24 protein-coding genes are annotated in these 22,670 nt (G+C 67.9%); 14 read left to right on the top strand and 10 right to left on the bottom strand.

What is annotated here, in order from left to right:
• Positions 1-52: 52 nt before the first annotated feature.
• Both ABZV44_RS13340 and ABZV44_RS13335 read right to left on the bottom strand, forming a co-directional pair.
• Positions 53-757 carry a dihydrofolate reductase family protein gene (locus ABZV44_RS13340; protein ID WP_354835551.1) on the bottom strand — a complete coding sequence of 235 codons (705 nt, stop codon included), beginning with the start codon at positions 755-757 and terminating at the stop codon, positions 53-55.
• Positions 742-1,935 (bottom strand): hypothetical protein, encoded by a 1,194-nt coding sequence (locus ABZV44_RS13335; RefSeq protein WP_354835549.1) that lies wholly within the window; start codon positions 1,933-1,935, stop codon positions 742-744. Before ABZV44_RS13335 ends, ABZV44_RS13340 begins: the two co-directional genes overlap by 16 nt.
• A 526-nt stretch (positions 1,936-2,461) precedes the next feature.
• On the opposite strand from ABZV44_RS13335, the gene ABZV44_RS13330 reads away from it, so the two are divergent.
• From ABZV44_RS13330 to ABZV44_RS13320, 3 genes are all read left to right on the top strand, one after another.
• Entirely contained in the window at positions 2,462-2,872 is a 411-nt protein-coding gene (locus ABZV44_RS13330) for a hypothetical protein (protein ID WP_354835547.1), read from the top strand.
• A gap of 71 nt (positions 2,873-2,943) precedes the next feature.
• Complete coding sequence (locus ABZV44_RS13325) at positions 2,944-3,252, top strand: hypothetical protein (RefSeq protein ID WP_354835544.1); 309 nt, start codon at positions 2,944-2,946, stop codon at positions 3,250-3,252.
• 19 nt (positions 3,253-3,271) lie between these two features.
• On the top strand, positions 3,272-3,505 hold the full coding sequence (locus ABZV44_RS13320) for a hypothetical protein (protein WP_354835542.1): 234 nt from the start codon (positions 3,272-3,274) through the stop codon (positions 3,503-3,505).
• 17 nt (positions 3,506-3,522) lie between these two features.
• Here the strand turns inward: ABZV44_RS13320 and ABZV44_RS13315 are convergent, their stop codons facing one another.
• Both ABZV44_RS13315 and ABZV44_RS13310 read right to left on the bottom strand, forming a co-directional pair.
• A complete protein-coding gene (locus ABZV44_RS13315; RefSeq protein WP_354835540.1) occupies positions 3,523-4,755 on the bottom strand; it encodes a sigma-70 family RNA polymerase sigma factor in 1,233 nt (410 codons plus the stop codon).
• Complete coding sequence (locus ABZV44_RS13310; RefSeq protein WP_354835538.1) at positions 4,752-5,105, bottom strand: YciI family protein; 354 nt, start codon at positions 5,103-5,105, stop codon at positions 4,752-4,754. The genes ABZV44_RS13315 and ABZV44_RS13310 overlap by 4 nt, the downstream gene beginning before the upstream one ends.
• 210 nt (positions 5,106-5,315) lie before the next feature.
• Between ABZV44_RS13310 and ABZV44_RS13305 the strand changes: the two genes are divergently transcribed.
• Together ABZV44_RS13305 and ABZV44_RS13300 are read left to right on the top strand one after the other, a co-directional pair.
• Positions 5,316-5,609, top strand: coding sequence for a hypothetical protein (locus ABZV44_RS13305; protein ID WP_354835536.1), 294 nt, complete (start codon positions 5,316-5,318; stop codon positions 5,607-5,609).
• Positions 5,610-5,744: 135 nt separating this feature from the next.
• Positions 5,745-8,261, top strand: coding sequence for a heavy metal translocating P-type ATPase (locus ABZV44_RS13300; RefSeq protein ID WP_354835534.1), 2,517 nt, complete (start codon positions 5,745-5,747; stop codon positions 8,259-8,261).
• Between the two features lie 293 nt (positions 8,262-8,554).
• Here the strand turns inward: ABZV44_RS13300 and ABZV44_RS13295 are convergent, their stop codons facing one another.
• Positions 8,555-9,157 carry a GNAT family protein gene (locus tag ABZV44_RS13295; protein ID WP_354835532.1) on the bottom strand — a complete coding sequence of 201 codons (603 nt, stop codon included), beginning with the start codon at positions 9,155-9,157 and terminating at the stop codon, positions 8,555-8,557.
• A gap of 37 nt (positions 9,158-9,194) precedes the next feature.
• On the opposite strand from ABZV44_RS13295, the gene ABZV44_RS13290 reads away from it, so the two are divergent.
• Complete coding sequence (locus ABZV44_RS13290; RefSeq protein ID WP_354835530.1) at positions 9,195-10,349, top strand: nucleotide pyrophosphatase/phosphodiesterase family protein; 1,155 nt, start codon at positions 9,195-9,197, stop codon at positions 10,347-10,349.
• Between the two features lie 31 nt (positions 10,350-10,380).
• On the opposite strand, the gene ABZV44_RS13285 is transcribed toward ABZV44_RS13290, so the two are convergent.
• Both ABZV44_RS13285 and ABZV44_RS13280 read right to left on the bottom strand, forming a co-directional pair.
• Positions 10,381-10,965: a QsdR family transcriptional regulator gene (locus ABZV44_RS13285; protein ID WP_354835528.1), complete on the bottom strand. Its 585-nt coding sequence runs from the start codon at positions 10,963-10,965 to the stop codon at positions 10,381-10,383.
• Complete coding sequence (locus ABZV44_RS13280; protein ID WP_354835526.1) at positions 10,962-11,915, bottom strand: patatin family protein; 954 nt, start codon at positions 11,913-11,915, stop codon at positions 10,962-10,964. Before ABZV44_RS13280 ends, ABZV44_RS13285 begins: the two co-directional genes overlap by 4 nt.
• A 127-nt stretch (positions 11,916-12,042) precedes the next feature.
• Here ABZV44_RS13280 and ABZV44_RS13275 point away from each other — a divergent pair, with 127 nt between their 5' ends.
• The 3 genes from ABZV44_RS13275 to ABZV44_RS13265 are packed head-to-tail and all read left to right on the top strand — an operon-like array spanning position 12,043 to position 15,455.
• Positions 12,043-13,209, top strand: a complete 1,167-nt coding sequence (locus ABZV44_RS13275) for an acyl-CoA dehydrogenase family protein (protein WP_354835524.1) — start codon at positions 12,043-12,045, stop codon at positions 13,207-13,209.
• 9 nt (positions 13,210-13,218) lie between these two features.
• Positions 13,219-14,343 (top strand): acyl-CoA dehydrogenase family protein, encoded by a 1,125-nt coding sequence (locus tag ABZV44_RS13270; RefSeq protein ID WP_354835522.1) that lies wholly within the window; start codon positions 13,219-13,221, stop codon positions 14,341-14,343.
• Complete coding sequence (locus ABZV44_RS13265) at positions 14,343-15,455, top strand: zinc-binding dehydrogenase (RefSeq protein ID WP_354835519.1); 1,113 nt, start codon at positions 14,343-14,345, stop codon at positions 15,453-15,455. The genes ABZV44_RS13270 and ABZV44_RS13265 overlap by 1 nt, the downstream gene beginning before the upstream one ends.
• Before the next feature lie 102 nt (positions 15,456-15,557).
• Here the strand turns inward: ABZV44_RS13265 and ABZV44_RS13260 are convergent, their stop codons facing one another.
• Positions 15,558-16,331: a DUF1214 domain-containing protein gene (locus ABZV44_RS13260; protein WP_354835517.1), complete on the bottom strand. Its 774-nt coding sequence runs from the start codon at positions 16,329-16,331 to the stop codon at positions 15,558-15,560.
• Between the two features lie 164 nt (positions 16,332-16,495).
• On the opposite strand from ABZV44_RS13260, the gene ABZV44_RS13255 reads away from it, so the two are divergent.
• On the top strand, positions 16,496-17,248 hold the full coding sequence (locus ABZV44_RS13255) for an SDR family oxidoreductase (RefSeq protein ID WP_354835515.1): 753 nt from the start codon (positions 16,496-16,498) through the stop codon (positions 17,246-17,248).
• Between the two features lie 2 nt (positions 17,249-17,250).
• Positions 17,251-17,982, top strand: coding sequence for a DUF998 domain-containing protein (locus ABZV44_RS13250; RefSeq protein WP_354835513.1), 732 nt, complete (start codon positions 17,251-17,253; stop codon positions 17,980-17,982).
• Here ABZV44_RS13250 and ABZV44_RS13245 read toward each other — a convergent pair.
• Complete coding sequence (locus ABZV44_RS13245; RefSeq protein WP_354835511.1) at positions 17,909-18,973, bottom strand: AraC family transcriptional regulator ligand-binding domain-containing protein; 1,065 nt, start codon at positions 18,971-18,973, stop codon at positions 17,909-17,911. The two genes, ABZV44_RS13250 and ABZV44_RS13245, sit on opposite strands and share 74 nt — an antisense overlap.
• Before the next feature lie 164 nt (positions 18,974-19,137).
• On the bottom strand, positions 19,138-19,500 hold the full coding sequence (locus ABZV44_RS13240; protein WP_354835509.1) for a hypothetical protein: 363 nt from the start codon (positions 19,498-19,500) through the stop codon (positions 19,138-19,140).
• A 306-nt stretch (positions 19,501-19,806) separates the two neighbouring features.
• Here ABZV44_RS13240 and ABZV44_RS13235 point away from each other — a divergent pair, with 306 nt between their 5' ends.
• The 3 genes from ABZV44_RS13235 to ABZV44_RS13225 are packed head-to-tail and all read left to right on the top strand — an operon-like array spanning position 19,807 to position 22,596.
• Positions 19,807-20,940 carry an LLM class flavin-dependent oxidoreductase gene (locus tag ABZV44_RS13235; protein WP_354835507.1) on the top strand — a complete coding sequence of 378 codons (1,134 nt, stop codon included), beginning with the start codon at positions 19,807-19,809 and terminating at the stop codon, positions 20,938-20,940.
• Positions 20,941-20,948: 8 nt separating this feature from the next.
• A complete protein-coding gene (locus ABZV44_RS13230; RefSeq protein WP_354835505.1) occupies positions 20,949-21,605 on the top strand; it encodes an FMN reductase in 657 nt (218 codons plus the stop codon).
• A 28-nt stretch (positions 21,606-21,633) separates the two neighbouring features.
• On the top strand, positions 21,634-22,596 hold the full coding sequence (locus ABZV44_RS13225; RefSeq protein ID WP_354835503.1) for a DUF5996 family protein: 963 nt from the start codon (positions 21,634-21,636) through the stop codon (positions 22,594-22,596).
• Positions 22,597-22,670: the final 74 nt, after the last annotated feature.

Genomic DNA, 22,670 nt, shown 5'->3' with positions numbered 1-22,670 from the left:
AGGTCGTGCAGGCGGGAGGTGAGTACGTCCGCGCTCATACGCCGCCGAGCGCCTACTGACCCGGCGAGATCGTGCTGGTGCGTTTCGGTCGATATCGCAGAACCACTACATCGTCGAGCACTGTCGCATCAAGGAATTCCAGTCGCCTGCGCGACCCGCCTGGGAATTGGGCCGGCTGGACGAACCGAGGTGCATCGGCCTGTCCGATCAGCAGCGGCGCGATGGCATATCGCAGCTCGTCGGCCAGGCCCGCCGAAAGGAACGCGGTGTGAATGTGGGTGCCGCCCTCGACGATCAGTCGCTCGATGCCGCGGCGGCCGAGGTCGTCGAGCAGTGCGCCCCAGAAATCCTGATCTGTGATGGCGGTGACCTCCGCGACGGAGTCGAGGCGATCGCTCATCTTCTCGGCACCATCAACGGTGGTGTACACCAGTGGCTTTCCGGCCTCGATGTGGTGATGGAACATCCTCGCGTCCGGGTCGATGTCGCCCGAGCGCGTCACGGTGACCTTGACCAGGTTCGCGGGTTTGCCCGCGGCGATGCGCGCAGCGCGGCGTTCTTCGCTCCGTAGCCACAGTCGCGGATTGTCTCGGCGCACCGTCTCTGCACCGATGAGGATCGCGTCGCAGTCGGCGCGCAGCGCGTCGACGCCGTCGAAATCCTTGTCATTGGACAGGTAGAGTCGCGCCGGGATCGTATCGTCGATGTAGCCGTCGAGGCTCACGGCGACGGAGAGCACTACTAGCGGTCGGGGCAACTCGCGTCCTTCCAGGCGGTAACGGCGTCCAGGAATTCGGCGACACCGGTCTGCGTGCTGTCCGGGTCGATCATGCCCGAGAGTTCGCGGACCTTGTGCAAGATGCGGGCCGACCTTGTGCCGATACCGATTTCGAGGGCGCGGCCTCCCGCAGCTGCCGCAGGCTCGATCTCGCCTGCCGCCATGTGGGCCACGGCAGCCCGGGCGAGGTAGACGCCCTTGTCGCGCTGGTAATCGGGTTGCATGTGCGCGATGGCCTCTGTGAACTGCGTTGTCGCACGGGAGTATTCGCCTGTCTCAGCGCTGGTATACGCCTGATAGGCATCTACGTACGAGTGGTCGAGGAACATGCCCCACTTTGGATCATCGGCTGCGAATTCGACGATTTTGCGTGCGTTGTCGTAAGCTCGGACGCTACCGAGCGGGTCACCGTCGAGCGCTTGGGAGTGGGCGCGGAATGTCAGTGCTGCGGCGGAGAACAGGGAATCCGGTGGCGCGCTGCGTCGAGCGGCGGTGGCCAGTTCCGCGCCTTCGGTCGCGTCGCCCCGGTCGCAGGCGAGCTGGCTCATACGCACCAACGACAGGCCGATGTAATAGTCGTCGGCCAACTGGTGAGACCATCGCAGGGCCTTCGCTGCCCAGTTATCGGCGCGGACGTAATCACGTTGGTCTTGGTACTGCCAGGCCGCAGTCTCGGCGAACATGGCCTGCATTCGGAGGATCCCGCGCGGATCGCCGACTTTCCCCCGCTTCAGCCGGCCGAGCAGGTCGAGGGCACTGAGCACATGCGGAAGGGTCTGCGCCGAGCCATACAGATTGTCGGATTCGATCAGTGACATCCGCAGTTTGTCGAAGTGCCGGACGTGATCGATCGAGGTATCAGCGAACAGTGCCGCGAGCGTGCTGCCGAGCGGACTGCTCGTCACACCGGCAACGGCTGCCCCGATTGCGCCTGTTCCGATCCCGAGAACGACGGTCCGTCGCGGTAGCGCGACGAGCACTATTTCGCCGGAGAGCGCCCGGGTCGGGACGACTACACAGTCGTCATCGTCGAACTGCGCGCCGGGCACATCGTCGAGCAGTTCGTGCGGCCTGCCCTCGATGACTGTCTGCATGTTCAGGATGGCCCGAAACCGTTCGACGACAGCGGGATCCGCAGCTGCCAGCTTGTTGTCCATCCGAGCGGCGTAGGCGGGACTCAAGGTGATGTCGCCGAGTCGGCGATCCCATTTCTTGACCGTGTCGTAGGCGACGCCGACGTGCTCCGCGAATGGTTCCTGGGTCATTCGGAGCGCCTTGCGGAATGCGTTTACTTCAATGCCGGTCCACCGCGCGCAAATGCTCATCGGGTTCCCCTGTGCATGGTCGATGCACCGAAGAGTACCCGCGGGGTACCCGCTGGGTCACTTCAATCAGGGGTGTCCGGGCGGCAACGTTGAAGATGCACGCGACGCCGGGACGATCACCTGAACCCGGCGTCGGGTGCCCTCCAACGCCATTCCAGGGACATGGAGAACACCCGACATGGAAATCATCGTTGCAATAACGCTCGCCGCGCTAGCGCTGCTCAGCGCCGCAAGAATCGCACTGCCCGCCGCTGGCCGCCATGACCAGCCGAAACGGTTGACCGTCAGCGACATTCAGACACGGTTGGCCGCAGAGCCCCCGTATACACACATCCCGCTGAGCCGAAGGTGGTGACCGATGAGCCTGCTGCCGTCCGCCGTGGGGTTCTTGCGTAGCGATGTATCCGGGCTGAGTCAGCCGCAGGATGAGTTGCGAATTCGTAGGGCTGCCAGGAGAACTGGCTATGACTTGAGGCGAACCATCGTCTTCAGCGACTACACCGAGAACCGGGCGCACCGCCTGCGTGTGGCGATCAGGCGTCTCGGCGTGGACGCGGTCTTCGTGCCGAGCACCGCCCACTTCGACGACCACGTCATCCCCGCAGAAGTTCTCGATGTGGCGACGGTGATCACGGTATCGCCCGGGTGCACGCACACTCGGCAGAAGAATCCAGGTCGCGAAGGCGGACCCCTCGGATTTCACCACACCGAAAGCGGCGTGATGCCCATTGGTGATGACGGGTGGCCGGACTTGGAAGCCGGGCAATAAGGACGGACTTCCCCCGGACGAGCCTGGCAAATCGGACGAAGAACATCGTAAGTAGATACGAGGTAAAACCTATGCGTCAGTTGATCATTCGTGCGACTTTCGTGGCGACTTGCGCGGTCATCGCGGTATTGCTGACCTCTGGTCCAGCGAGCGCACTCACCCCCGAAGCGTGCGAGCATTTCGGTGGGTTAGTGGGGCTGCGGCCGGCCACGGTCACTCAGCAACCTGACCCGTACGACATCAACAAGGTGGGTATGGGGCAATGCGTCTGTCACCACAATGACCCCGCCATCGACCAACAGCCGGTCTGGGGGCTGGTGTATCTCGAGCAGCCTGCGGGCTCTCCATTCCACTCCGGTTTCTACCAGTGCACCATGTAGCCGCGCGTAACCTACGACGATGACTGCATCCGATCTGCCCGCAGAATCGCTGCTCAGTCGTTTCGGTGAACCAGATATCACGTTGGAAGCGGTGGTGGAGATCGGTCGTCCGAAGCCGTGGCCCGGAACTCCGCACTTCGCCTGTCCATATCGAATCGGCGAGACGACGGGCTATGCCGCTGGCGTCGATGCGGCCGAAGCTCTGCGGTCCGCGGTGCAGACCGTCGCGGAAATCCTCCAACGCCAGGACTGATTGGCCGGCAATCCGATTCAGCGGTCGAGGTCGTGGAGGCGGGTGGTGAGGAAGTCCGCTTCGACCTTGTTCTCGGCGAGCAGCAGGGCCTCCTGGTAGGCGAGGCGGGCCTCGTCGAATCTGCCCAGGCGGGTGAGGAATTCGGCGCGGGCGGCGGGGAGGTAGTGGTAGGCGGTGAGCTGGGGTTCGGTGGCCAGGCGATCGAGTTCGTCCAGGCCGCGCTGCGGGCCGTGGGCGTGGCCGAGGGCGACGGCGCGATTGAGGGCGACGACGGGGGAGGGCCAGACGGCGATGAGATGGTCGTAGAGACCGGCGATCTCGTGCCAGTCGGTGGCGTCGAAGGCGGGGGCCTCGGCGTGGACGGCGGCAATGGCCGCCATGAGCGGGAAGCGGCCCGGCGCACGGCCGCGTAATGATCTGCGCACCAAGGCTATTCCCTCGGAGATGGCCCGGCGGTCCCAGTGGGCGCGGTCCTGCTCGGCCAGCGGCAGGAAGCGTCCCGTCTCGTCGGTGCGGGTGCCGCGGCGGGCGTCGGTGAGCAGCAGCAGCGCGTACAGGCCCGCCACATCCGGGTCGTTGGGCAGCAGCAGGCGCAGCATGCGGGCCAGGTCGAGGGCGCGTTCCACCAGCTCGGGGCGGACCAGTTCGGCGCCGGCCGGGGCGGTGTGGCCGGTGGTGAACAGCAGGTGCAGCACGGTCAGCACCGCGTCGACGCGGTCGGGCAGTTCCTCGTCGGACGGGAGGCGATAGGGGATGTGCGCCTCGGCGATCTTCTTCTTGGCCCGCGTGATGCGCGCCGCCATGGTCGGTTCCGCGACCAGGAAGGCGCGCGCGATCTCCGGCGTGGACAGACCACACAGCAGGCGCAGGGTCAGCGCCACCCGCGCCTCCATCGACAGGGCCGGGTGGCAGCAGATGAAGATGAGCCGCAGCCGATCGTCGGCCACCGAGTCCGGGGCGGCCGGGTCGGGCGCGGGATCCTCCACCAGCAGCGGAATCGAGCGCTCGAACGCGATGTCGCGGCGCAGGGCGTCCAGGGCGCGCCGCCGGGCCACCGTGGTCAGCCAGGCGCCGGGGCGATCCGGGATCCCCGACTCCGGCCAGGCCTGCAGAGCCTGCGTGAACGCCTCCTGCACAGCCTCTTCGGCGAGATCGATATCGCGGGTCACCCGCACGGTCGCCGCCAGCACGAAGCCCCACTCGCGCCGGTGCGCCTCGGCGACCGCGGCGGCCACCTCCGGCGTCGTCACGGCTCGTCGTGCGGGTGGATCGGCCGGACCTCGACACAACCGAACGGCGACGGTACGTCTACGGCGATCCGGATGGCCTCGTCCAGATCGGCCGCCTCGACCAGGTAGTAGCCGCCCAGAACCTCTTTGGTCTCAGCGAACACGCCGTCGGTGATGACCGTGCGGCCGTGCTCGTCGTGCCGGACCGTGGTCGCGGTCGAGGTGGGGCGCAGGCGGTTACCGCCGCGCAGCCGGTCGGCGTGCGCGGCCATGAACTCGAGGTGCTCGTTCAGGGTGCGCTGCCGCACGGCCGGATCCGCGGCCAGCCAGGTCTGTTCGTCCTGGTGGATCAGCAGCAGGTACTCGGGCATGTCACTGCTCCCTTCGCTGGGGGGATCGCACGGCTCCGTTGCCGTGTCACTGCTGACGTCGTTGTCGCTCAACCCGTCGTTCGGGATGGCGGCGAAATCGACACGGTCGCGAAAAAAAATTCGCGACCCGATTGTCGATTCCCGGCCGGAGCCGCGCGACGGATTCACGAGTCGGCCGACCGGGCCGTCCACCCGACAGGAGAAACGACAATGTCCACCTACATCCTCGCCTTCCGCAACGACCCCAACCGCGCAGCCACGCCCGAGCAGGAAAAGCTGTGGGCCGACTGGTTCGCCGAGATCGGCGAGCGCGTCACCGATTTCGGTAATCGCGTGGGCCAGACCGTCATGCTGGGCGACAACCCCGCCGCGCCCGACCGGCTCTCCGGCTATGTCGCCGTCGAGGCCGACGACCTGGACTCGGCGGTGAAACTCGCCTCCGGCTGCCCGGGTCTGACCTATGGCGGTCGCGTGGAGGTCGGCGAACCCGTCCCCATGTCCTGACGCCCGAGGTCCGGGCCCGCACCCCACCGGGCCCGGTGCCCGCCCTGACGGCTCGTTCCTGCCGGAACCCTGCCAATTACCCCTACGGGGTATATGGTCGAGGGCGGTGAGAGCCAGTCGGCGGAGGAGTGCGAGATGGATCGGCAGAGCGACCAGCGGACCACGGTCCTGGACATCCGGGGCCTGCACTGGGCCAGCCAGCAGAACGTGGTGAAGTCGGTCCTCGGCCGCCGGCCGGGCGTCCTCGCCGTCGACCCCAACCCCGTCTCCCAAACCGCCACCCTCATCTTCGACCCCGCCCACACCTCCGTCGCCGACCTCCGCACCTGGATCCAGGAATGCGGCCTGCACTGCGCCGGCCAATCGGTTCCCAACCACGTCTGCGACCCGCTGGCCGAACCCGCCGCCGCGGCACACGCCGCTCAGCCGTCCGCGACCCGCGATGCCGGCGCGGCCACGGATCACGATGCCCACGCGGGCATGGACCACGCGGCACACGCCGATATGGACCATGCGGCGCATGCGGATTCAGGTCATGCGGCGCACGGGGGGTCGGGCCACGAAGCGTATGCGGGCATGGATCACGCCGTGCACGAGAGCGGGGACCAAATGACTCATGCGGGGATGGATCATGCCGCGATGGGGCACGGTGCACATGCCGGGCATGCGGGGATGTCCATGGAGGACATGGCCGCTGACATGCGGAACCGGTTCGTCGTGGCCGCCGTGTTCTCGGTGCTGGTGATGCTGTGGTCGCCGATGGCCACCGACATGTTCGGGTGGCATCTGCCGGTGCCGTTCGGAATGCGCTCGGACATCTGGGAATTGATCCTCAGCCTGCCGGTGATCTTCTACTCCTCGACCATCTTCTTCACCGGGGCGTGGGCGGCGCTGAAAGCGCGGACGCTGGACATGATGGTGCTGGTCGCGGTCGGTATCGGGGCGGGATGGCTGTACTCCCTCGGCATTACGCTGACCGGCGGCGGCGAGGTCTTCTACGAGGCCTCGACCATGCTGGCCACCTTCGTGCTGCTCGGCCACTGGTTCGAGATGCGGGCGCGGGGCGGCGCCAATGACGCGATTCGCACGCTGCTGGATCTGGCGCCGCCGCAGGCGGCGGTGATCCGGGACGGGCAGGAAGTCGAAATCCCCACGGCCGAGGTGAAAGTCGGCGATCTGCTGCTGGTGCGCCCGGGCTCGAAGATCGCGGTGGACGGCCTCGTGGAGGACGGGACCAGCGAGGTCGACGAATCCATGGTGACCGGCGAGAGCCTGCCGGTGCACAAGGAGCCGGGCTCGGCGGTCATCGGCGCCACCCTCAACGAGAACGGCACGCTGCGGGTGCGCGCCACCAAGGTGGGAGCGGACACCGCGCTGGCGCAGATCGTGAACCTGGTACAGCAGGCCCAGAATTCGAAGGCCCCGGGCCAGCGACTGGCCGACCGGGCCGCCTTCTGGCTGGTGCTGGTCGCCTTGATCGGTGGTGTGCTGACCCTGGCGGTGTGGCTGCTGGCGGGAGCCACCTTCGCCAAGGCCATGCTGTTCGCCATTACGGTCGTGGTCATCACCTGCCCCGACGCCCTCGGCCTGGCCACCCCGACCGCCATCATGGTCGGCACCGGCCTGGGCGCGAAACGCGGTGTGCTGTTCAAGAACGCGATGGCACTGGAGAGCTCGGCCCGCATCCAGACCGTCGTGATGGACAAGACCGGCACCCTCACCAAGGGCGAGCCGGAAGTCACCGAAATCATCACCGGCCCCGGGCTTTCCGAGGCCGACCTGCTACCCCTGCTGGCCGCTGTCGAACGCGAGTCCGAGCACCCGCTGGCCGACGCCGTGGTGCGCTACGCCAAGGAGCGCGGCCCCACCGACGCCCGCGCGGTGGACTTCGAGAACGTCCCCGGTCACGGCGCGATCGCCACCGTGGACGGCCGCCGCGTGGTCATCGGCAATCGCCGGCTGCTCGACCGCGAAGGCGTCGACCTGGGCGAGCTGGCCGTAGCCCGCGACCGGGTGGCGGGCGCGGGCCAGACCGCGGTGCTGGCCGCCGTCGACGGCGAGCCCGCCGCGGTGATCGGAATCGCCGACGCGCCCCGGGAGAGCTCCGCCGAAGCCGTTGCGGACCTGCACGACATGGGCGTCGAAGTGGTGATGCTGACCGGCGACAACCGGGCGACCGCCGAGCGCATCGCCGCCGAACTCGGCATCGACACCGTCATCGCCGAGGTGCTGCCCGGCGACAAGGCGGCCAAGATCATCGAATTGCAGTCCGCCGGACGGAAGATCGCCATGGTCGGCGACGGCGTCAACGACGCACCCGCCCTGGCCCAGGCCGATCTCGGCATCGCCATCGGCGCGGGCACCGACGTCGCCATCGAGACCGCCGATGTGGTGCTCATGCGCTCCGATCCGCTGGACGTCCCCACCGCGCTGCGCATCGGCCGCGGCACGCTGCGCAAAATGCATCAGAACCTGGCCTGGGCGGTCGGCTACAACAGCCTGGCCCTGCCCATCGCGGCCGGCGTCTTCGAGCCCGCCTTCGGCTTCACGCTGCGACCGGAGATCGCCGCGATGTCCATGTCGGGATCCAGCATCATCGTGGCCCTGAATGCCCTGTCCCTGAAACGTTTGCGCCTGCCCGAGCGGGACTGAGCCGGACCGGTGCCGCTGTGCGCTGGGTAACACCTCGGCCGAGGGGTGAGTCGATTCATGATGCTGGGAGTTAGCTGCCGCTAATACAGTGGAACTGCACCATGTTCCCGGCCCGAAAGACTTGAAACATGCCTATCGTCAACCTCGGTTCCGCCGCCATCGACCTGGCCAACACCCTCACCGGAATCGCCGCCAACATCACCTATGTCCTGAAGGCGTGGGGCCTGGCCTGATTCGCCCCACAACGCACGAAACCGCCTCCTCGGAGGCGGTTTTCGCGTATGCGGGCAGGGCTATGCGGGATGGCCGCGGTGCTCGGCCCATTCGCGGGACAGGATGGACATGACGGTCGCGTCGATCCACTCGTCGCCATAGCGCAGGGATTCGCGCAGGACGCCCTCGGGACGGAAGCCGGCCTTCTCGTAGGCACGGCGAGCGCGCGGGTTGAAGGCATAGACCTCCAGGGAGATTCGGTGCAGGCCGAGCTTCTCGAACCCGTAGCCGACGATCAGCCGCGTCGCCTCGGTGCCCAGCCCGCGGCCCTGGCCATCGGGGCCGATCAGGATGCGGAAGTTGCAGCTGCCGTTGCCGGGATCCCACCGATTGAGGACGGCCTCCCCGACACAGCGGCCGGTCGCGATGTCGGCAATGGCCAAATCGAGGCGGTCGGGCTGGGTTTCGCGCGTGGCGTACCAGTCGCGCAAGCGCTCGTACTCGGCCGGATCCTCCGGCACGGACTCGGTGGTCTCCTGGTGAACGCTGCCGGTCAGCCGCCGGACGTCGGGATCGCGCAGGGCTGCGAGGATGGCGTCGAGGTCTTCGGGAATGAACGGCCGCAGGAGAACTTTCGTGCCGGTCAGGGTGGGCTTGATCGAAAAGTCGGCGGATTCGAACACCGGTGAATTATCGCGCCGAGATCAATAGAGTCGGCGAATGGCCAGTTCACCCTCGGAGACGTCGCCGGCCACGCTCGCCGACGTCCTGCCGTCCGTCGCCGCGTCCTTCGGGCTCGACCAGCGCAATCCGCTGGCCCTCGCACCCAACCGGGATGTGGTGGTGCTGCTGATCGACGGTCTCGGCGCGGAACTTCTCGCCCGCCACGCCGACAGCGCACCCACCCTGGCCGCGCACGTCCGCACCACCCTCACCGCGGGCTTTCCCGCCACCACCGCGACCAGTCTCGCCAGCCTCGCCCTCGGCGCGCCCTGCGCGACACACGGCATCATCGGCTACAGCTTCGCCCTGCCCGACCGCGATCGTCTCCGCCTGCTGAATGCGCTGCGCTGGAGTTTCGACAGCGCGACCGGCGAGGACGCCCGCGACGCGTACCCGCCGGAGTCGGTGCAGCCGCACACCAGCCGCCTGGAGGACCTCGCCGCCCACGGCGTCGAGCTGCACTACGTGATCCCCGCCTACCAGCGCACCTCCGGTCTGACCCGGGCCGCCTTCCGTGCGCCGGGCACCCTGCACCCGGCCGCCACCCTCGACGAGCTGCGCGCCGGAATCCTCGCTGTCGCACGGCATTCCGGCACGAACTCCCGTTTCGCCTACGCCTATTTCCCCGATCTCGATGCGAACGGTCACCTGTACGGACCCGAATCGCCGCAGTGGCTGGCCGTGCTCCGCGATATCGACGCCTGCCTCGCCGGCCTGCTCGCCGAACTCCCCTCCACCTGCACGGTGCTGATCACCGGCGATCACGGAATGATCCACGTGGACACCGTCATCGATCTGGACGTGCGGCCCGCGCTGCATCGCGACGTCCGGCTGATCGGCGGCGAGGCGCGGGTCCGCCACATCTACCTCGAGCGCCCCGAGGCCCTGGCCGACGCCCACGCCGCGTGGACCGCCGAACTGTCCACGCACGCAACGGTCGTGACCCGCGAACAGGCGCTCGACGAGCACTGGTTCGGCCCGACCCCGCCCACACCGGTGATCACCTCCCGCATCGGCGATCTCATCGCCGTCGCCGAGGGTGTCGCGGTCCTGGTCCGCCCCGCCCTCGAGCCCCTGGAGTCCGCCCTCGTGGGTCACCACGGCGCCCGCACCTCGGCCGAGCAACTCGTCCCCCTCATCGTCACACCCTGATGTCGAGTGGGTGCGGCGCTCGCTGCAGCTCTCAGGTGCGCAGTAGCGCGGTCTGGACCTTGCGCAGGCGGTCCACATCGCCGCGGAAGCCGGCCACGGCGTCGTTGTAGAGGAACGCCTCCCACAGCCGGACCAGGGCGTAGGCCAGGGTGTCGCGCTCGATGGGAGGCTGGTAGCCCTCGGATTCGGCGCGCTCGATGAACCGCTCCACCAGGGCCACCGCGGTCTGGTGCACGATTCCGTCACCTCGGGTGATCAGGCGCAGGGCCGCGGTCGATTCATTGTCGAAATACGAACGCAGCGCGTCGTTCTCGACCAGCAGATCGATGGTCCGATTGAGCGCCGCGGTGAGCCGTTCTCCGCCCGCCCCGCGGGAGCGGCGGTCGGCATGGGCCACGACCCGCTCCAGCTGCCGCGCCACGGCCGCGCCCAGCAGACCGTCCCGGGATCCGAACCAGCGGTAGATGCTCGCGCGGCCCACCCCCAGCTGAGCGGCAATGGCATTGACGTCCACCCTTTTTCCGCTCAGGAACACGGCGATGGCGGCTTCGAGCACATCGTCGCGGCTGGCCGAGGCGGGCCGGCCCGGTGCTCTGGTTCCCTCCGCGCGTGTCACGCGGACAGCTTAGGGGCCAGGTGTGCCGACAGTGTGCGGGCGGTGGCCACCCGCCCCAGGGTGAGGGCCTGCCGGAGCACCCCGGGATCGCGGTCGATGCGCCCGATATCGGGCGCGTTGTGCGGCGGGCGGATCTGCAGCACGGCCGGATCGGAGTCGAAGTCCCGCTCGTCGCTGTGGTGTCGCTGGACCCGATCGAGCCACGGTCCGACCGTCCCCGGCGCGTGCCGGGACAGGAAGCGGGCCACCACCCGGGATTCCAGACCCGAAGGGGGACGCATGGTTTCGCCGGCGCGGCGGGTGCGCAGCACCAGGACGCGGGTCGCGCCCTGCGTCAATGCCGTTCGCACCGGGACGGATTCGGAAAGCCCGGCATCGACATACCGGCGCGCGCCGATCCGCACCGGCCGTCCGGCCAGGATCGGCAGGCAGGTCGAGGCCCGCAGCGCCGTCTGCACCGAGCGCACATCGCTGAGCTCCGGATGCAGATCGACGGCCGCGCCGGTGTCGGCGTCGGTGGCGATGGGGTGGAAGGTGATCGAATTGGCCAGGATCGCAGGGAAATCCATGGGCACGATGCGCTCGTACACGGTGTGCACCAGGTACTCGGTATCGACCACGCGGCCGCCGCGCAGGGCGCGCGCCGGATTGATCACGCGGTTGATCACCTCGGGATTCCAGGCCCGCCGCGAATCCACCGCGCGCCCGCACAGCAGCCAGGCGGCGTTCAGCGCGCCCGCCGACGCCCCGTACACCGCGTCGAAGCAGGGCAGGATGCCCAATTCCTCGATGGCCATGGCCATGCCGTGCGAGTACGCGCCGCGCGAGGAGCCGCCCTCGATGACGAGGGCCAGCCGATGTGAGTCCGTGCGCTGCCCGGGCGCGCTGCCCTCGCGATGCCGGTGGGCGATGAGCTCGCCGACGCCGAGTGTGCGGTCGTGGTCGGGCACGGAGGGCTCCCTGGGATGTCGGTGGTGTGCGCGGCCGTTCGAGTATACGACCCTATTTGAGACAATGGTGTCTCTGTGTATCATATCCGGCGATGGCGTGGGTAGCCATGAACCTGGAGGTCAACGCATGCAACTAGCGCTCACCGACGACGAGCTCGCCTTCCGCGACGAGCTGCGCGCGTTCTATCGGAGCGAGATCCCGGCCGACATCCGCAACCGGCAGCGGCACGGCCAGGAACTGAGCAAGGACGACATCGTCACCACCCAGCGCATCCTCAACGCGCACGGGCTGGCCACCCCGAACTGGCCGGTGGAATGGGGCGGCAAGGACTGGACCCCCATCCAGCGTCATATCTGGCACGACGAGATGCAGCTGGCCTCGGTGCCCGAACCGCTCACCTTCAATGCCAATATGATCGGCCCGGTCATCGCGCACTTCGGCTCCCAGGAGCTCAAGGAGCGCTTCCTGCCGCCCACCGCCAATCTCGACATCTGGTGGTGCCAGGGCTTTTCCGAGCCCGAGGCGGGCTCGGACCTGGCCTCGCTGCGCACCGTCGCGGTCCGCGACGGCGACAGCTACGTGATCAACGGCCAGAAGACCTGGACCACCGCCGCCCAGTCCGCGGACTGGATGTTCTGCCTGGCGCGCACCAACCCGGACGCGCCCAAGAAGCAGGCCGGCATCTCCATGCTGCTGTTCCCGCTCGACACCCCCGGCGTGACCGTGCGGCCGATCAAGCTCATCGACGGCGGCCACGAGGTCAACGAGGTGTTCCTGGAGAACGTCCGGGTGCCCGCGAATCAGCTTGTCGGCGAGGAGAATCAGGGCTGGACCTACGCCAAGTTCCTGCTCGGCAACGAGCGCACCGGCATCGCCGCGGTCGGCCAGACCAAGGTGAAACTGTGGCTGGCCAAGGAGCACGCCAAGCAGACCCGCCTGGGCGAGAAGACCCTGCTCGAGGACCAGCTCTTCGCGACCCGCCTCGCAGAGCTCGAAAACGAGCTGCTGGCACTGGAACTGGTGCAGCTGCGGGTGGCGGCGGGCTCGGCCGACGGCAAGCCCAATCCGGTCTCCTCGATTCTCAAGCTGCGCGGCACCGAACTCCAGCAGGCCGTCACCGAACTGCTGGTCGACATCGCCGGACCGGATTCCGTTGCGCGCGAGGACGAGTCGGATCCCGACTGGGCACGCCGCAGCACGGCCACCTACCTGAACTACCGCAAGACATCGATCTACGGAGGATCCAACGAGGTGCAGCGCGGCATCATCGCCTCGACGATCCTCGGACTGTGAGGCAGCACCATGGATTTCGATCTCACCCCCGAACAGGACATGCTGCGCGACACCGTGCGTGACGTGCTGTCCCGCGGCTACACACCCGAGCGCCGCAACGACATCGTCGGCACCGAACTCGGCTGGGATACCGGGATCTGGGCCACCTTCGCCGAAATCGGCCTGCTCGGACTGACTTTCGCCGAGGAGGACGGCGGCATGGGCGCCGGGCCCATCGAGGCCATGCTGGTCATGACCGAGATCGGCCGCGCCCTGGCCCCCGAACCCGTGCTGGACTGCGCACTGCTGCCGGGCGGGCTCGTCTCCGCCGTCGGCGCCGACGCACAGCGCAAGGACCTGCTGCCGCGCATCGCCGAGGGGGAGCTCAAGCTCGCCTTCGCGCACGACGAGCCGGGGCTGCGCTGGCCCGCCACCGAGACCGCCACCCAAGCGGTGCGGCAGCCGGACGGCTGGCGCATCACCGGCCGCAAACACCCGGTCTCCCACGGTGATTGCGCCGATCTGCTCATCGTGAGCGCGGCACTCGACGACGGTATCGGGCTGTTTCTCGTCGATCCCGCCGACCCGGGCGTGCGGCGCACCGCCTACGCCACCCACGACGGGCAGCGCGGCGCGGACATCGCATTCGACGGTGCGGTGGCCGAACCGCTCGGCGAGCCGGTCGATGCCGCCGCCGCCATCCAGGCCGCCCTGGCCGGGGCGCAGGCCGCGCTGTGCGCCGAGGCCATCGGCGCGATGGAGGAGTCCCTGCGGCTCACCGCGGAATACCTGAAGACGCGCAAGCAGTTCGGGGTGCCGCTGCGCACCTTCCAGACGCTGACCCAGCGCGCCGCCGACATGTACGTGTCGCTGGAACTGGCCCGCGGCATGAGCATGTACGCGTCCATGTCGCTGGCCGACGGCATCGTCGATCCGGTCGTCGCCTCCCGCGCCAAACTGCGGATCGGGCGCTCCGCCCGGCACATCGGGCAGGAGGCCATCCAGATGCACGGGGGCATCGGCATGACCGACGAATACCCCGTCGGCCACTACACCGCGCGGCTCACCGCCATCGAGCACACCCTCGGTGACTCCACCGACCACCTGCGCTACCTCGGCGGGTACGTGGCCGATTACCAGATGGTCGAAATCTGATGCACATTCGCGGCGCGGTCCTCGAGGAGATCGGACGCGAGCGGCCCTACGCGCAGTCGCGGCCGATCAGCGTGTGCCGGCTCGAACTCGGCGATCCCGGGCCCACCGAGGTGCTGGTCGCCATCGAGGCGGCCGGGCTGTGCCACTCGGATCTGAGTGTGGTGGACGGCAATCGGCCCCGCCCGCTGCCCATGCTGCTCGGCCACGAGGCCGCGGGCACCGTGCTGGCGGTCGGCGAGCGGGTCGCCGATCTGCTCATCGGACAGCGAGTGGTCATGTCCTTCCTGCCGCGCTGCGAAGAGTGCGACGCGTGCGCGCGGGACGGGCAGCTGCCCTGCACCGCGGGCACCCGCGCCAATACCGCCGGTGAACTGCTGCACCATGCCGGGCACCTGTCGCGCGGCGGCGACCGGGTACGGCATCACCTGGGCGTCTCCGGCTTCGCCACACACGCCGTGGTGGACCGGGCCTCCCTGGTGCCGGTCGGCAACTCGGTGCCGCCGGAGATCGCGGCACTGTTCGGGTGCGCGGTGCTGACCGGCGGCGGGGCGGTACTGAACGTGGCCGATCCGCGTCCGCAGGACAGCCTCATGGTGGTCGGGCTCGGCGGCGTCGGGATGGCCGCCCTGCTGACCGCGAAAGCCATTGGCGTGGAACGGCTCATCGCGGTGGATCGGCTGGCGGACAAACTCGCCATGGCGAAAGAGCTCGGGGCCACCGAGACGTACACGCCGGAGCAGATCGCCGACCAGGGGATCCGGGCGCGGTACGTGGTGGAGTGCGCCGGGCATCCGGCCGCATTCGAAACCGCCTATACGGCAACCGAACCCGGCGGCATGACCATCACGGTCGGGCTGCCCGGGCCCAATTCGACGGTGACCCTGCCGCCGCTGAGCATCACCGCCGAGGCCCGCACCATCGTCGGCAGCTACCTGGGTTCCGCGGTACCGGCCCGGGATATTCCGCGCTACGAACAGATGTGGCGGGAAGGGCGGCTGCCGGTGGAGAAATTGATCACCTCTCGAATCGGGCTGGAGGAGATCAATGAAGCGTTGGATCTGCTGGCCGACGGAGCAGCGGTTCGCCAGATCATCGTGTTCGACCATTCCTGAATCGAGAGTGGCTGCACCGCAGTGAAAGACAGCGAAGACCCGGCGAGCCAACCTCTCGCCGGGTCTTCGCCCGGTTCCCACGTCGAATTCAGTTGGTCCGGGTCACGGCCGGCGGATTCCAGCTGCCGTCGACGATCTTCTGATCGGGCCAAGCCGATTGGCTTCCTTTTCCGGGCCCGGGTTCTCGCGCTGAACATAGATGTCGACCGACCCATCCGAGCTCTTGGTCAGGCGTTCGCCGCGCACCGCGTAGCGGTTCAACGGGTTGTCGACGAAGAAGCCACGCTGGTCGTACATGGTCAGCGACCAGAAGCCTTTCACCGGTGGGATCTGGTCGGCGGCGAAGTGCAGAACATAGGTGCTGTCCGCGTTCAACTGGGTCTTCTTGTCGTCGACGGTACTGGACGGGTGGATAGCGTCCTGGGGCAGAGTGGCGCCCAGACCTGCGTAGGCGATCATGGCGCGGGTGGCGTAATCGGTGCCGTAGTCGCCGATATCGCTGCGCGTGATCTTCCAGCCGTTGACCTCGTTCTTGCCGGGGACGGCTTCGATCTGTGAAAGCGCCTTGTGCCAGGCCTGCTCCCAGCGGGTGCGCTCGGTGTCGGACAAGGTGGTCAGGTCGAGCTTCTTGTCCGGCGTCCAGCCGATCCCTGCCGGCTTGTCGAGCAGGGCCTTGTCATCGGGGCGAGTCTCGTTGTGCGACAAGGCCGAGTAGTACAGGTCCCAATACTGCTGAGGAGTCAGGTTGTGAATGTATTGGGCGACCTGTCGATCCTTGGGCCAGTCCGGGTGCGGATCGGTGTTCTGCGGCGGGGTGTACGCGGTGCTGTGGGCACTGAGCGGGACTGCCGTCATCTGGTTCTGGATGGCGATCACATGGGGAACGTCCTCGGGGCCGTCGACTTCGATGCGGCCGAGCCGACACCGGTCCGCTTGGCGTAGTCGGTTACCCGGGTGACGCGATCGGTCCTGGGCCTGGCGTGGGGTTCTCGACAGAATGGCAGAGGTTCGAAACCGAAGAGAGAAAAGGGATTCGACTGATGTCGCAAGTCATCCGGGACCTCGAGGGCAAGGTCGCTCTGATCATCGGCGGCACTCGCAATCAGGGTGCGGAATTCGCCAAGAACATCGCTGGGCGCGGTGCCACCACGATCGTCACCTATCAGGGGGACGAGCAGGCCGCCAAGGCAACGCTCACGACGCTCGAGGCATTCGGCGCGACAGCGGAAGCGGTCCGCTCCGACGCCACCTCGGCCGCGGAGGTCGATGCACTGTTCGCGGATATCGTTGCGCGCCACGGCAAGCTGGATATCGTCGTGCACGTGCCGGGCCGGGTCATCAAGAAGCCGATCGCGGACACCACCGACGACGACTTCGATCAGCTGATCGTGCGCAATACCCGGACCGCGTTCAATACGCTGCGCGCCACGGCCCGGCACATTGCCGACAATGGTCGCTATGTCGTGTTGTCCACCACCCTCACCTCGATCATGACCGGCACCTACGGGCTGTATTCGGGATCGAAGGCGGCTGTCGAGCGGATGGTGGTCGCCGCGGCCAAGGAGCTGGGTGAGCGCGGTATCACGGTCAATGCCGTCGCGCCCGGTCCGGTCGACGACGACTTCTTCCGCGGCGCGGAGACGCCCGAATCCATTGCGGCCGCGGCACTGCACAATCCGCACGGGCGTCTCGGTCTCCCCACCGACACCGCACCGTTGGTCGGGTGGCTGGTCAGCGCCGAGGCGGGCTGGGTCTCCGGACAGACGATCCGGGCCAACGGCGCGATGTTCTGAGCGTGCCCACCTCAACTGTGGACACCGGCCGGGTGCGGTCGAATCGCACCTGGCTGCCATGGGCCACCGCGGTCTGCTGGTTGCTCACGCTGTCGTACTTTCCCGTATCGCTGGTGGTGGCTCACGGTTGGCCGGCGGGATACAGCATGTCGGGCAACTACATCAGCGACCTGGGCATCACGCGGTGTGGCGAATACACCGATCGCGATGGGGCCTCGCGATGGGTGTGCTCGCCCGATCACGCGGTGCAGAACGTGATGTTCGTGTCGACCGGCCTGCTGACCTTCGCCGGGGCACTGGGTTGGGCGCGGATGTGGCGCGGTCGTCGATTCCGGGCTGGGTGCGCGCTGGTGGCTGTCGCCGGTCTCGGGATCACGGGAATCGGGCTGGCGCCCTGGGATATTCGGCCGCAGGCACACGACACCATCGCATTGGCACAGTGGTTCGCGCAGTTGGCGGGTATGGTCCTGATCATGGCGGAGGTGGCGCGCAGGCGGCGCGGCCTGGCCGTCGGCACCATGCTGGCCGTGGCGATCTCGGTGATCGGCGGTGTGTTCCTGTTCGCCAGAAACCATTTCGGTCTCGGTGCGGGCGTGTCGGAACGCATCGCGTTCGACACGCTCACCGTGTGGAGCGGGCAGGTCGGATGCGTCCTGTTGCTCACCCCCGAAGGCGGTCGGCGCGGCGGTAGGCATCCGGAGACAGGCCGGTCCAACCGTCGAAGGCACGGCTGAGCGCGCGAGCATCGCTGTAGCCGACGCGCAGCGCGATGGCCTGCACGGTGAGCGTGGTGTGACGCAGCAGTCGGGTGGCCTGCGCACAGCGCACCGCGGCCAGCTCTTCGCTCCAGGAGGTGCCCGCCTCGGACAACCGCCGCTGCAGGGTGCGGTCACTGATCCGCAGCCGCGCGGCCACGGCGGCGACCCGCGGGCCCCGTTTCGGTGAGCTGTCCGTCGGCCCGGTGCTCTGCGTCAGTTCCGAATGTAGTGCCGCGCGGAAGGATTCGATCCATCCGGGAATCGGACGCGCCCCGTCGATGGCATGCTGGGCGGCGGTGTGCAGGATCCGGCGCAGTTCGGAATCATACGGCCGCGCCTCGGTTCGATTTCCAGAGATCCGATAGTGGATCAGGTCTGCCGGTTGGCCGAAATGAATCACCGTGGTGCCCAGGGCATCTTCGAGATATCGATGATGCCGGGGCGCAGGGTGTGCGAAGTCGACTCGCACGGGCACCGCTGCGTGGCCGAAGGCATCGCGGGCGCGCCGGACGGCCACGGTCACCGCGAACTCGTTGATGATGCCGCGGGTCTCGCCATAGGTGGTGCCGCGATAGCCGACCGTGAGCGCGGACCCGTTGTCGGTGACCTCCAACTGCGCCGCCGGATCGCAGATCACGACGCTGAACCGGGATGCGTCGTGGAATCCTTCGGCCAGTGTCGGAGCACTGCTGAACAGATAGTCCCAGATATGCAACCGCCCGCGATCGGCCATATCCGCGGCCCGCACGCCCGCCTCGTTGCCGACGACGTGCTCCATCAACGCCCACAGCCGATACTGGCTCTCCGAGGGAATGCGAATCCGGTCATCGGCCAGCAACTTCCGATCGAAGCTCCCGATTCGCGTGGCCTCCACCTCGTCGATACCGGACCTGACCGCGGTGTCCAGCACAATACGCACCACGTGCCCCGACACGGTCCGCTCGAGCGCGGGATTCGCGATATCCATCACCATCTCGATTCTGCGCCATGGTGAGGTTCGGTCGAATCAGTGTTCGCAGAGGGAGAATTCGCGCTCGTACAGCGAGTCCGACACGCCGCCGAACCCCGTCTCCGAGTTCCGCTCGACCCCCCGAGCGGCCCGCGCGACGGTCACTGGATATATAGGACGGGTCAGTGCGCCGTGGACAGTAGGCGGGCTCGCTGACGAGCCTCGTCCTCGGCGCAGGTGGTGGCCAGGGCGCGGCGGCGGTTGGTGCGGACGGCCGCGCTGAAGAGCTGGTATTCGGCCGAGGGGACGCAGACCTCGCGATAGGGATGTCGGTGCCCGACCCGGCGCTGCGGGCCCGGAATGACCACGCCGCGACGGGGATCGGGGCCGTCCTCCTGGGAGCGCACCCACTTCTGCAAGGTGCGGGAATCGATACTGGGCAGGTATTCCACCGCACGATCCCATTCCAGGCCCTCCACCTGCATCGGATCGGCGACCGCGGTGACGACAACGGCGTATGCCGTACCGACGGTGTTGTCCGCCATTGGATCTACCCCCTGTCCATGCTCGAGATCTCCGGCGTTGCGCGGGGAATGTTCAGGATACGTCGAAAGATCTTGCACTACTGAGTCTTTCGCTGTACCCACAGGTTGTTTGCGGGTACTCCACAGTCTCCGGTAGGCCGAATCGGCCAGGTGTCGGCGGAATTCCGGCGTTGTGGCTCCGGTTGCTCCGCGGGTGCGGTAGTGGCGCGAATCACGCCCCGCTTACACCCCGGAATACCCCCGCCACCCCCTATGTTCAAGTGGTTGCCATATCCACCAAAAATGGCAGCGACCCGAGGAGGACCCGTGCAGTTCGGAATTTTCAGCGTCGGTGACGTGACGATGGACCCCACCACCGGCCGTACCCCGACCGAGGCCGAGCGCATCCAGGCCATGGTCCGCATCGCCCTCAAGGCGGAAGAGGTCGGCCTCGACGTCTTCGCCACCGGCGAGCACCACAACCCGCCGTTCGTGCCGTCCTCGCCGACCACCATGCTCGGCTACATCGCGGCACAGACCGAGAAGCTCGTACTGTCCACCTCCACCACCCTCATCACCACCAACGACCCGGTGAAGATCGCCGAGGACTTCGCCATGCTGCAGCATCTGGCCGGCGGCCGGGTGGACCTCATGATGGGCCGCGGCAACACCGGACCCGTCTACCCGTGGTTCGGCAAGGACATTCGCGACGGCCTCCCGCTCGCGGTGGAGAACTACCACCTGCTGCGCCGGCTGTGGCGCGAACAGCGCGTGGACTGGGAAGGCAAGTTCCGCACCCCGCTGCAGGGCTTCACCGCCACCCCCGCCCCGCTCGACGGCACCCCGCCGTTCGTGTGGCACGGCTCCATCCGCTCGCCCGAAATCGCCGAGCAGGCCGCCTATTACGGTGACGGCTTCTTCCACAACAACATCTTCTGGGACCAGCAGCACACCCGGCAGATGGTGAACCTGTACCGCCGCCGCTTCGAGCACTACGGGCACGGCGCCGCCGAACAGGCCATCGTCGGACTCGGCGGCCAGGTCTTCATGGCCGAGACCGAGGCCGAGGCCAAGCGGATCTTCCGCCCCTACTTCGACAATGCGCCCGTGTACGGGCACGGCCCGTCGATGGAGGACTTCACCGAACTGACCCCGCTCACCGTCGGCACTCCCGAGCAGGTCATCGAGCGCACCCTGGGCTTCGCCGACAATATCGGCGACTACCAGCGGCAGCTGTTCCTCATGGACCACGCCGGCCTCCCGCTGGACCTGGTCCTCGAACAGCTCGAGATCCTCGGCAAGGAGGTCGTCCCGGTGCTGCGCAAGGAATTCGAGGCGCGCCGCCCCGCCGGAGTGCCCAGCGATCCGCCCACCCACGCGTCGCTGGTCGCCGCCGGACCGGACGCCCCGCACCACCTGGTCGAGCCCGCCCGCGAGCGCGTGCTCGCCGAAAAGAACTGAGGACGAGCATGAGTCGCAAACTCGTAGTGCTGACCGCCGGGCTCTCACAGCCCTCCTCCACCCGGCTGCTCGCCGACCAGCTCGCCGCCGCGGTCACCGCGGCGGTGGGCGGGCGCGGGGAGAGCCTCGAGGTCGAGATCATCGAACTGCGGGAACTGGCAAGCGATCTCGCCACCACCATGACCACCGGCGGGCTGCCCACGCCCGCGGTGGCCGCGGCCCGGCAGCAGGTCTCCGACGCCGACGGCATCATCGCGGTGACACCGGTGTTCACGGCCAGCTACAGCGGCCTGTTCAAGATGTTCATCGACGTGCTCGACACCGATGCGCTCAATGGCATGCCGGTCCTGATCGCCGCCACCGCGGGCACCGCCCGGCATTCGCTGGTGCTCGATCACGCCATGCGTCCGCTGTTCACCTACCTGCGGTCCGTGGTGGTACCGACCGGCGTCTTCGCCGCCACCGAGGACTTCGGCTCCACCGGACTGGCCGAGCGCATCCACCGCGCGGCCGCCGAACTGGCCCAGCTCATGGTCGCCGAACCCACAGGTGTCCAGGGCTTTCTGCAGGACGAGCCGGTCCACCGTCGCAGCTCGGGCAACGGCGTCGGTGCGGTGCGCCCGTTCAGCGAGCTGCTGGCCGGGCACGCCGGAGACGGGCGGTAGCTGATCGGCCGCTGGGTAGCATGAGCGCATGGCCGAGGAAATACTGCCCGCCATCCCGCTCGACTCGTGGCGGCCCACCAAGGAACTCCTGCACCGCTACGCCCAGGTCATCGGAAAGGTGGCGCTGGCCAAGGGCATCAGACGCAACCACTGGTGGCACCTGACCTACCGGCTGACCGCCCGCGGCTGGACCACCGTCCCGCTCGGCACCGCCACCGAGGGCCCGGTCTTCACCTGCTCCTTCGACTTCTTCGACCACGTGCTGCGGATCTGCAACGACCGCGGCACGGAGGAGGAGGTCCCGCTCGCGGGCCAGTCGGTGGCGAGCTTCTACGTCGAGGCCAGGAACGCGCTGCGCAACCTCGGCGTCGAGGTGGTCCTGGCCCACCCCACCCCCTTCGACCTGCCCGACCACGGCCGGCCCTTCGACGAGGACGAAGAACACCGCACCTACGACCCGGACGCCGCCCGGCACGCGTTCCACGTACACAGCCAGGTCGGGCGCATCCTGGAAGAATTCAGCGCCACCTACTCCGGCAAGATCAGCCCGGTCCAGCTGTTCTGGCACACCTTCGACCTGTCCGTGCAGCGCTTCTCCGACCGCAAGATCCCGATGCCCGACAGCGTGGATCCGGTCACCCGCGAGGCGTACTCCCGGGAGGTGATCAGCGCCGGATTCTGGTTCGGCGACGACAAGACCCCCGCCCCGACCTTCTACTCCTACACCGCGCCCGAGCCCGCCGGACTCAGCGATCGGCCGCTCCGGCCGGCCGAGGCCCGCTGGGTGGTCTCCGGGTCCGGCCACAACGCCTACCTGTCCTACGACGACGTCCGTACCAGCGCCGACCCCGTCGGCACCGCCCTGGACTTCTTCCAATCCCAATACGAGGCCGGATCGAGTCTCGCGGGCTGGGACGCGGTCGGTCTGGCCTGCGACAATGGCATCACCGACCCCGTGCTCACCTCGCCACGGCTGGGTTGGCCGGAATAACTCGGTGCCTCGAATCGTCTCTCCGACATAGTGTGTTGGAGAGGGAGATGCGGAGGACTCACCATGGGGAGAGG

It is taken from the genome of Nocardia sp. NPDC004860 (assembly GCF_040609015.1).
Classification (GTDB): Bacteria; Actinomycetota; Actinomycetes; order Mycobacteriales; family Mycobacteriaceae; genus Nocardia.
This window is presented reverse-complemented; position numbering and strand designations above follow the sequence as displayed.

Bases quoted from the DNA above. Each gene is read 5' to 3' on its own strand.
- ABZV44_RS13270 (WP_354835522.1), top strand. From the start codon at position 13,219: ATGGATTTCGATCTCACCCCCGAACAGGACATGCTGCGCGACACCGTG.
- ABZV44_RS13320 (WP_354835542.1), top strand. From the start codon at position 3,272: ATGACTGCATCCGATCTGCCCGCAGAATCGCTGCTCAGTCGTTTCGGT.
- ABZV44_RS13290 (WP_354835530.1), top strand. From the start codon at position 9,195: ATGGCCAGTTCACCCTCGGAGACGTCGCCGGCCACGCTCGCCGACGTC.
- ABZV44_RS13230 (WP_354835505.1), top strand. From the start codon at position 20,949: ATGAGTCGCAAACTCGTAGTGCTGACCGCCGGGCTCTCACAGCCCTCC.
- ABZV44_RS13325 (WP_354835544.1), top strand. From the start codon at position 2,944: ATGCGTCAGTTGATCATTCGTGCGACTTTCGTGGCGACTTGCGCGGTC.
- ABZV44_RS13275 (WP_354835524.1), top strand. From the start codon at position 12,043: ATGCAACTAGCGCTCACCGACGACGAGCTCGCCTTCCGCGACGAGCTG.
- ABZV44_RS13310 (WP_354835538.1), bottom strand. From the start codon at position 5,105: ATGCCCGAGTACCTGCTGCTGATCCACCAGGACGAACAGACCTGGCTG.
- ABZV44_RS13225 (WP_354835503.1), top strand. From the start codon at position 21,634: ATGGCCGAGGAAATACTGCCCGCCATCCCGCTCGACTCGTGGCGGCCC.
- ABZV44_RS13330 (WP_354835547.1), top strand. From the start codon at position 2,462: ATGAGCCTGCTGCCGTCCGCCGTGGGGTTCTTGCGTAGCGATGTATCC.
- ABZV44_RS13245 (WP_354835511.1), bottom strand. From the start codon at position 18,973: ATGGATATCGCGAATCCCGCGCTCGAGCGGACCGTGTCGGGGCACGTG.
- ABZV44_RS13300 (WP_354835534.1), top strand. From the start codon at position 5,745: ATGGATCGGCAGAGCGACCAGCGGACCACGGTCCTGGACATCCGGGGC.
- ABZV44_RS13265 (WP_354835519.1), top strand. From the start codon at position 14,343: ATGCACATTCGCGGCGCGGTCCTCGAGGAGATCGGACGCGAGCGGCCC.
- ABZV44_RS13255 (WP_354835515.1), top strand. From the start codon at position 16,496: ATGTCGCAAGTCATCCGGGACCTCGAGGGCAAGGTCGCTCTGATCATC.
- ABZV44_RS13305 (WP_354835536.1), top strand. From the start codon at position 5,316: ATGTCCACCTACATCCTCGCCTTCCGCAACGACCCCAACCGCGCAGCC.
- ABZV44_RS13240 (WP_354835509.1), bottom strand. From the start codon at position 19,500: ATGGCGGACAACACCGTCGGTACGGCATACGCCGTTGTCGTCACCGCG.
- ABZV44_RS13335 (WP_354835549.1), bottom strand. From the start codon at position 1,935: ATGGACAACAAGCTGGCAGCTGCGGATCCCGCTGTCGTCGAACGGTTT.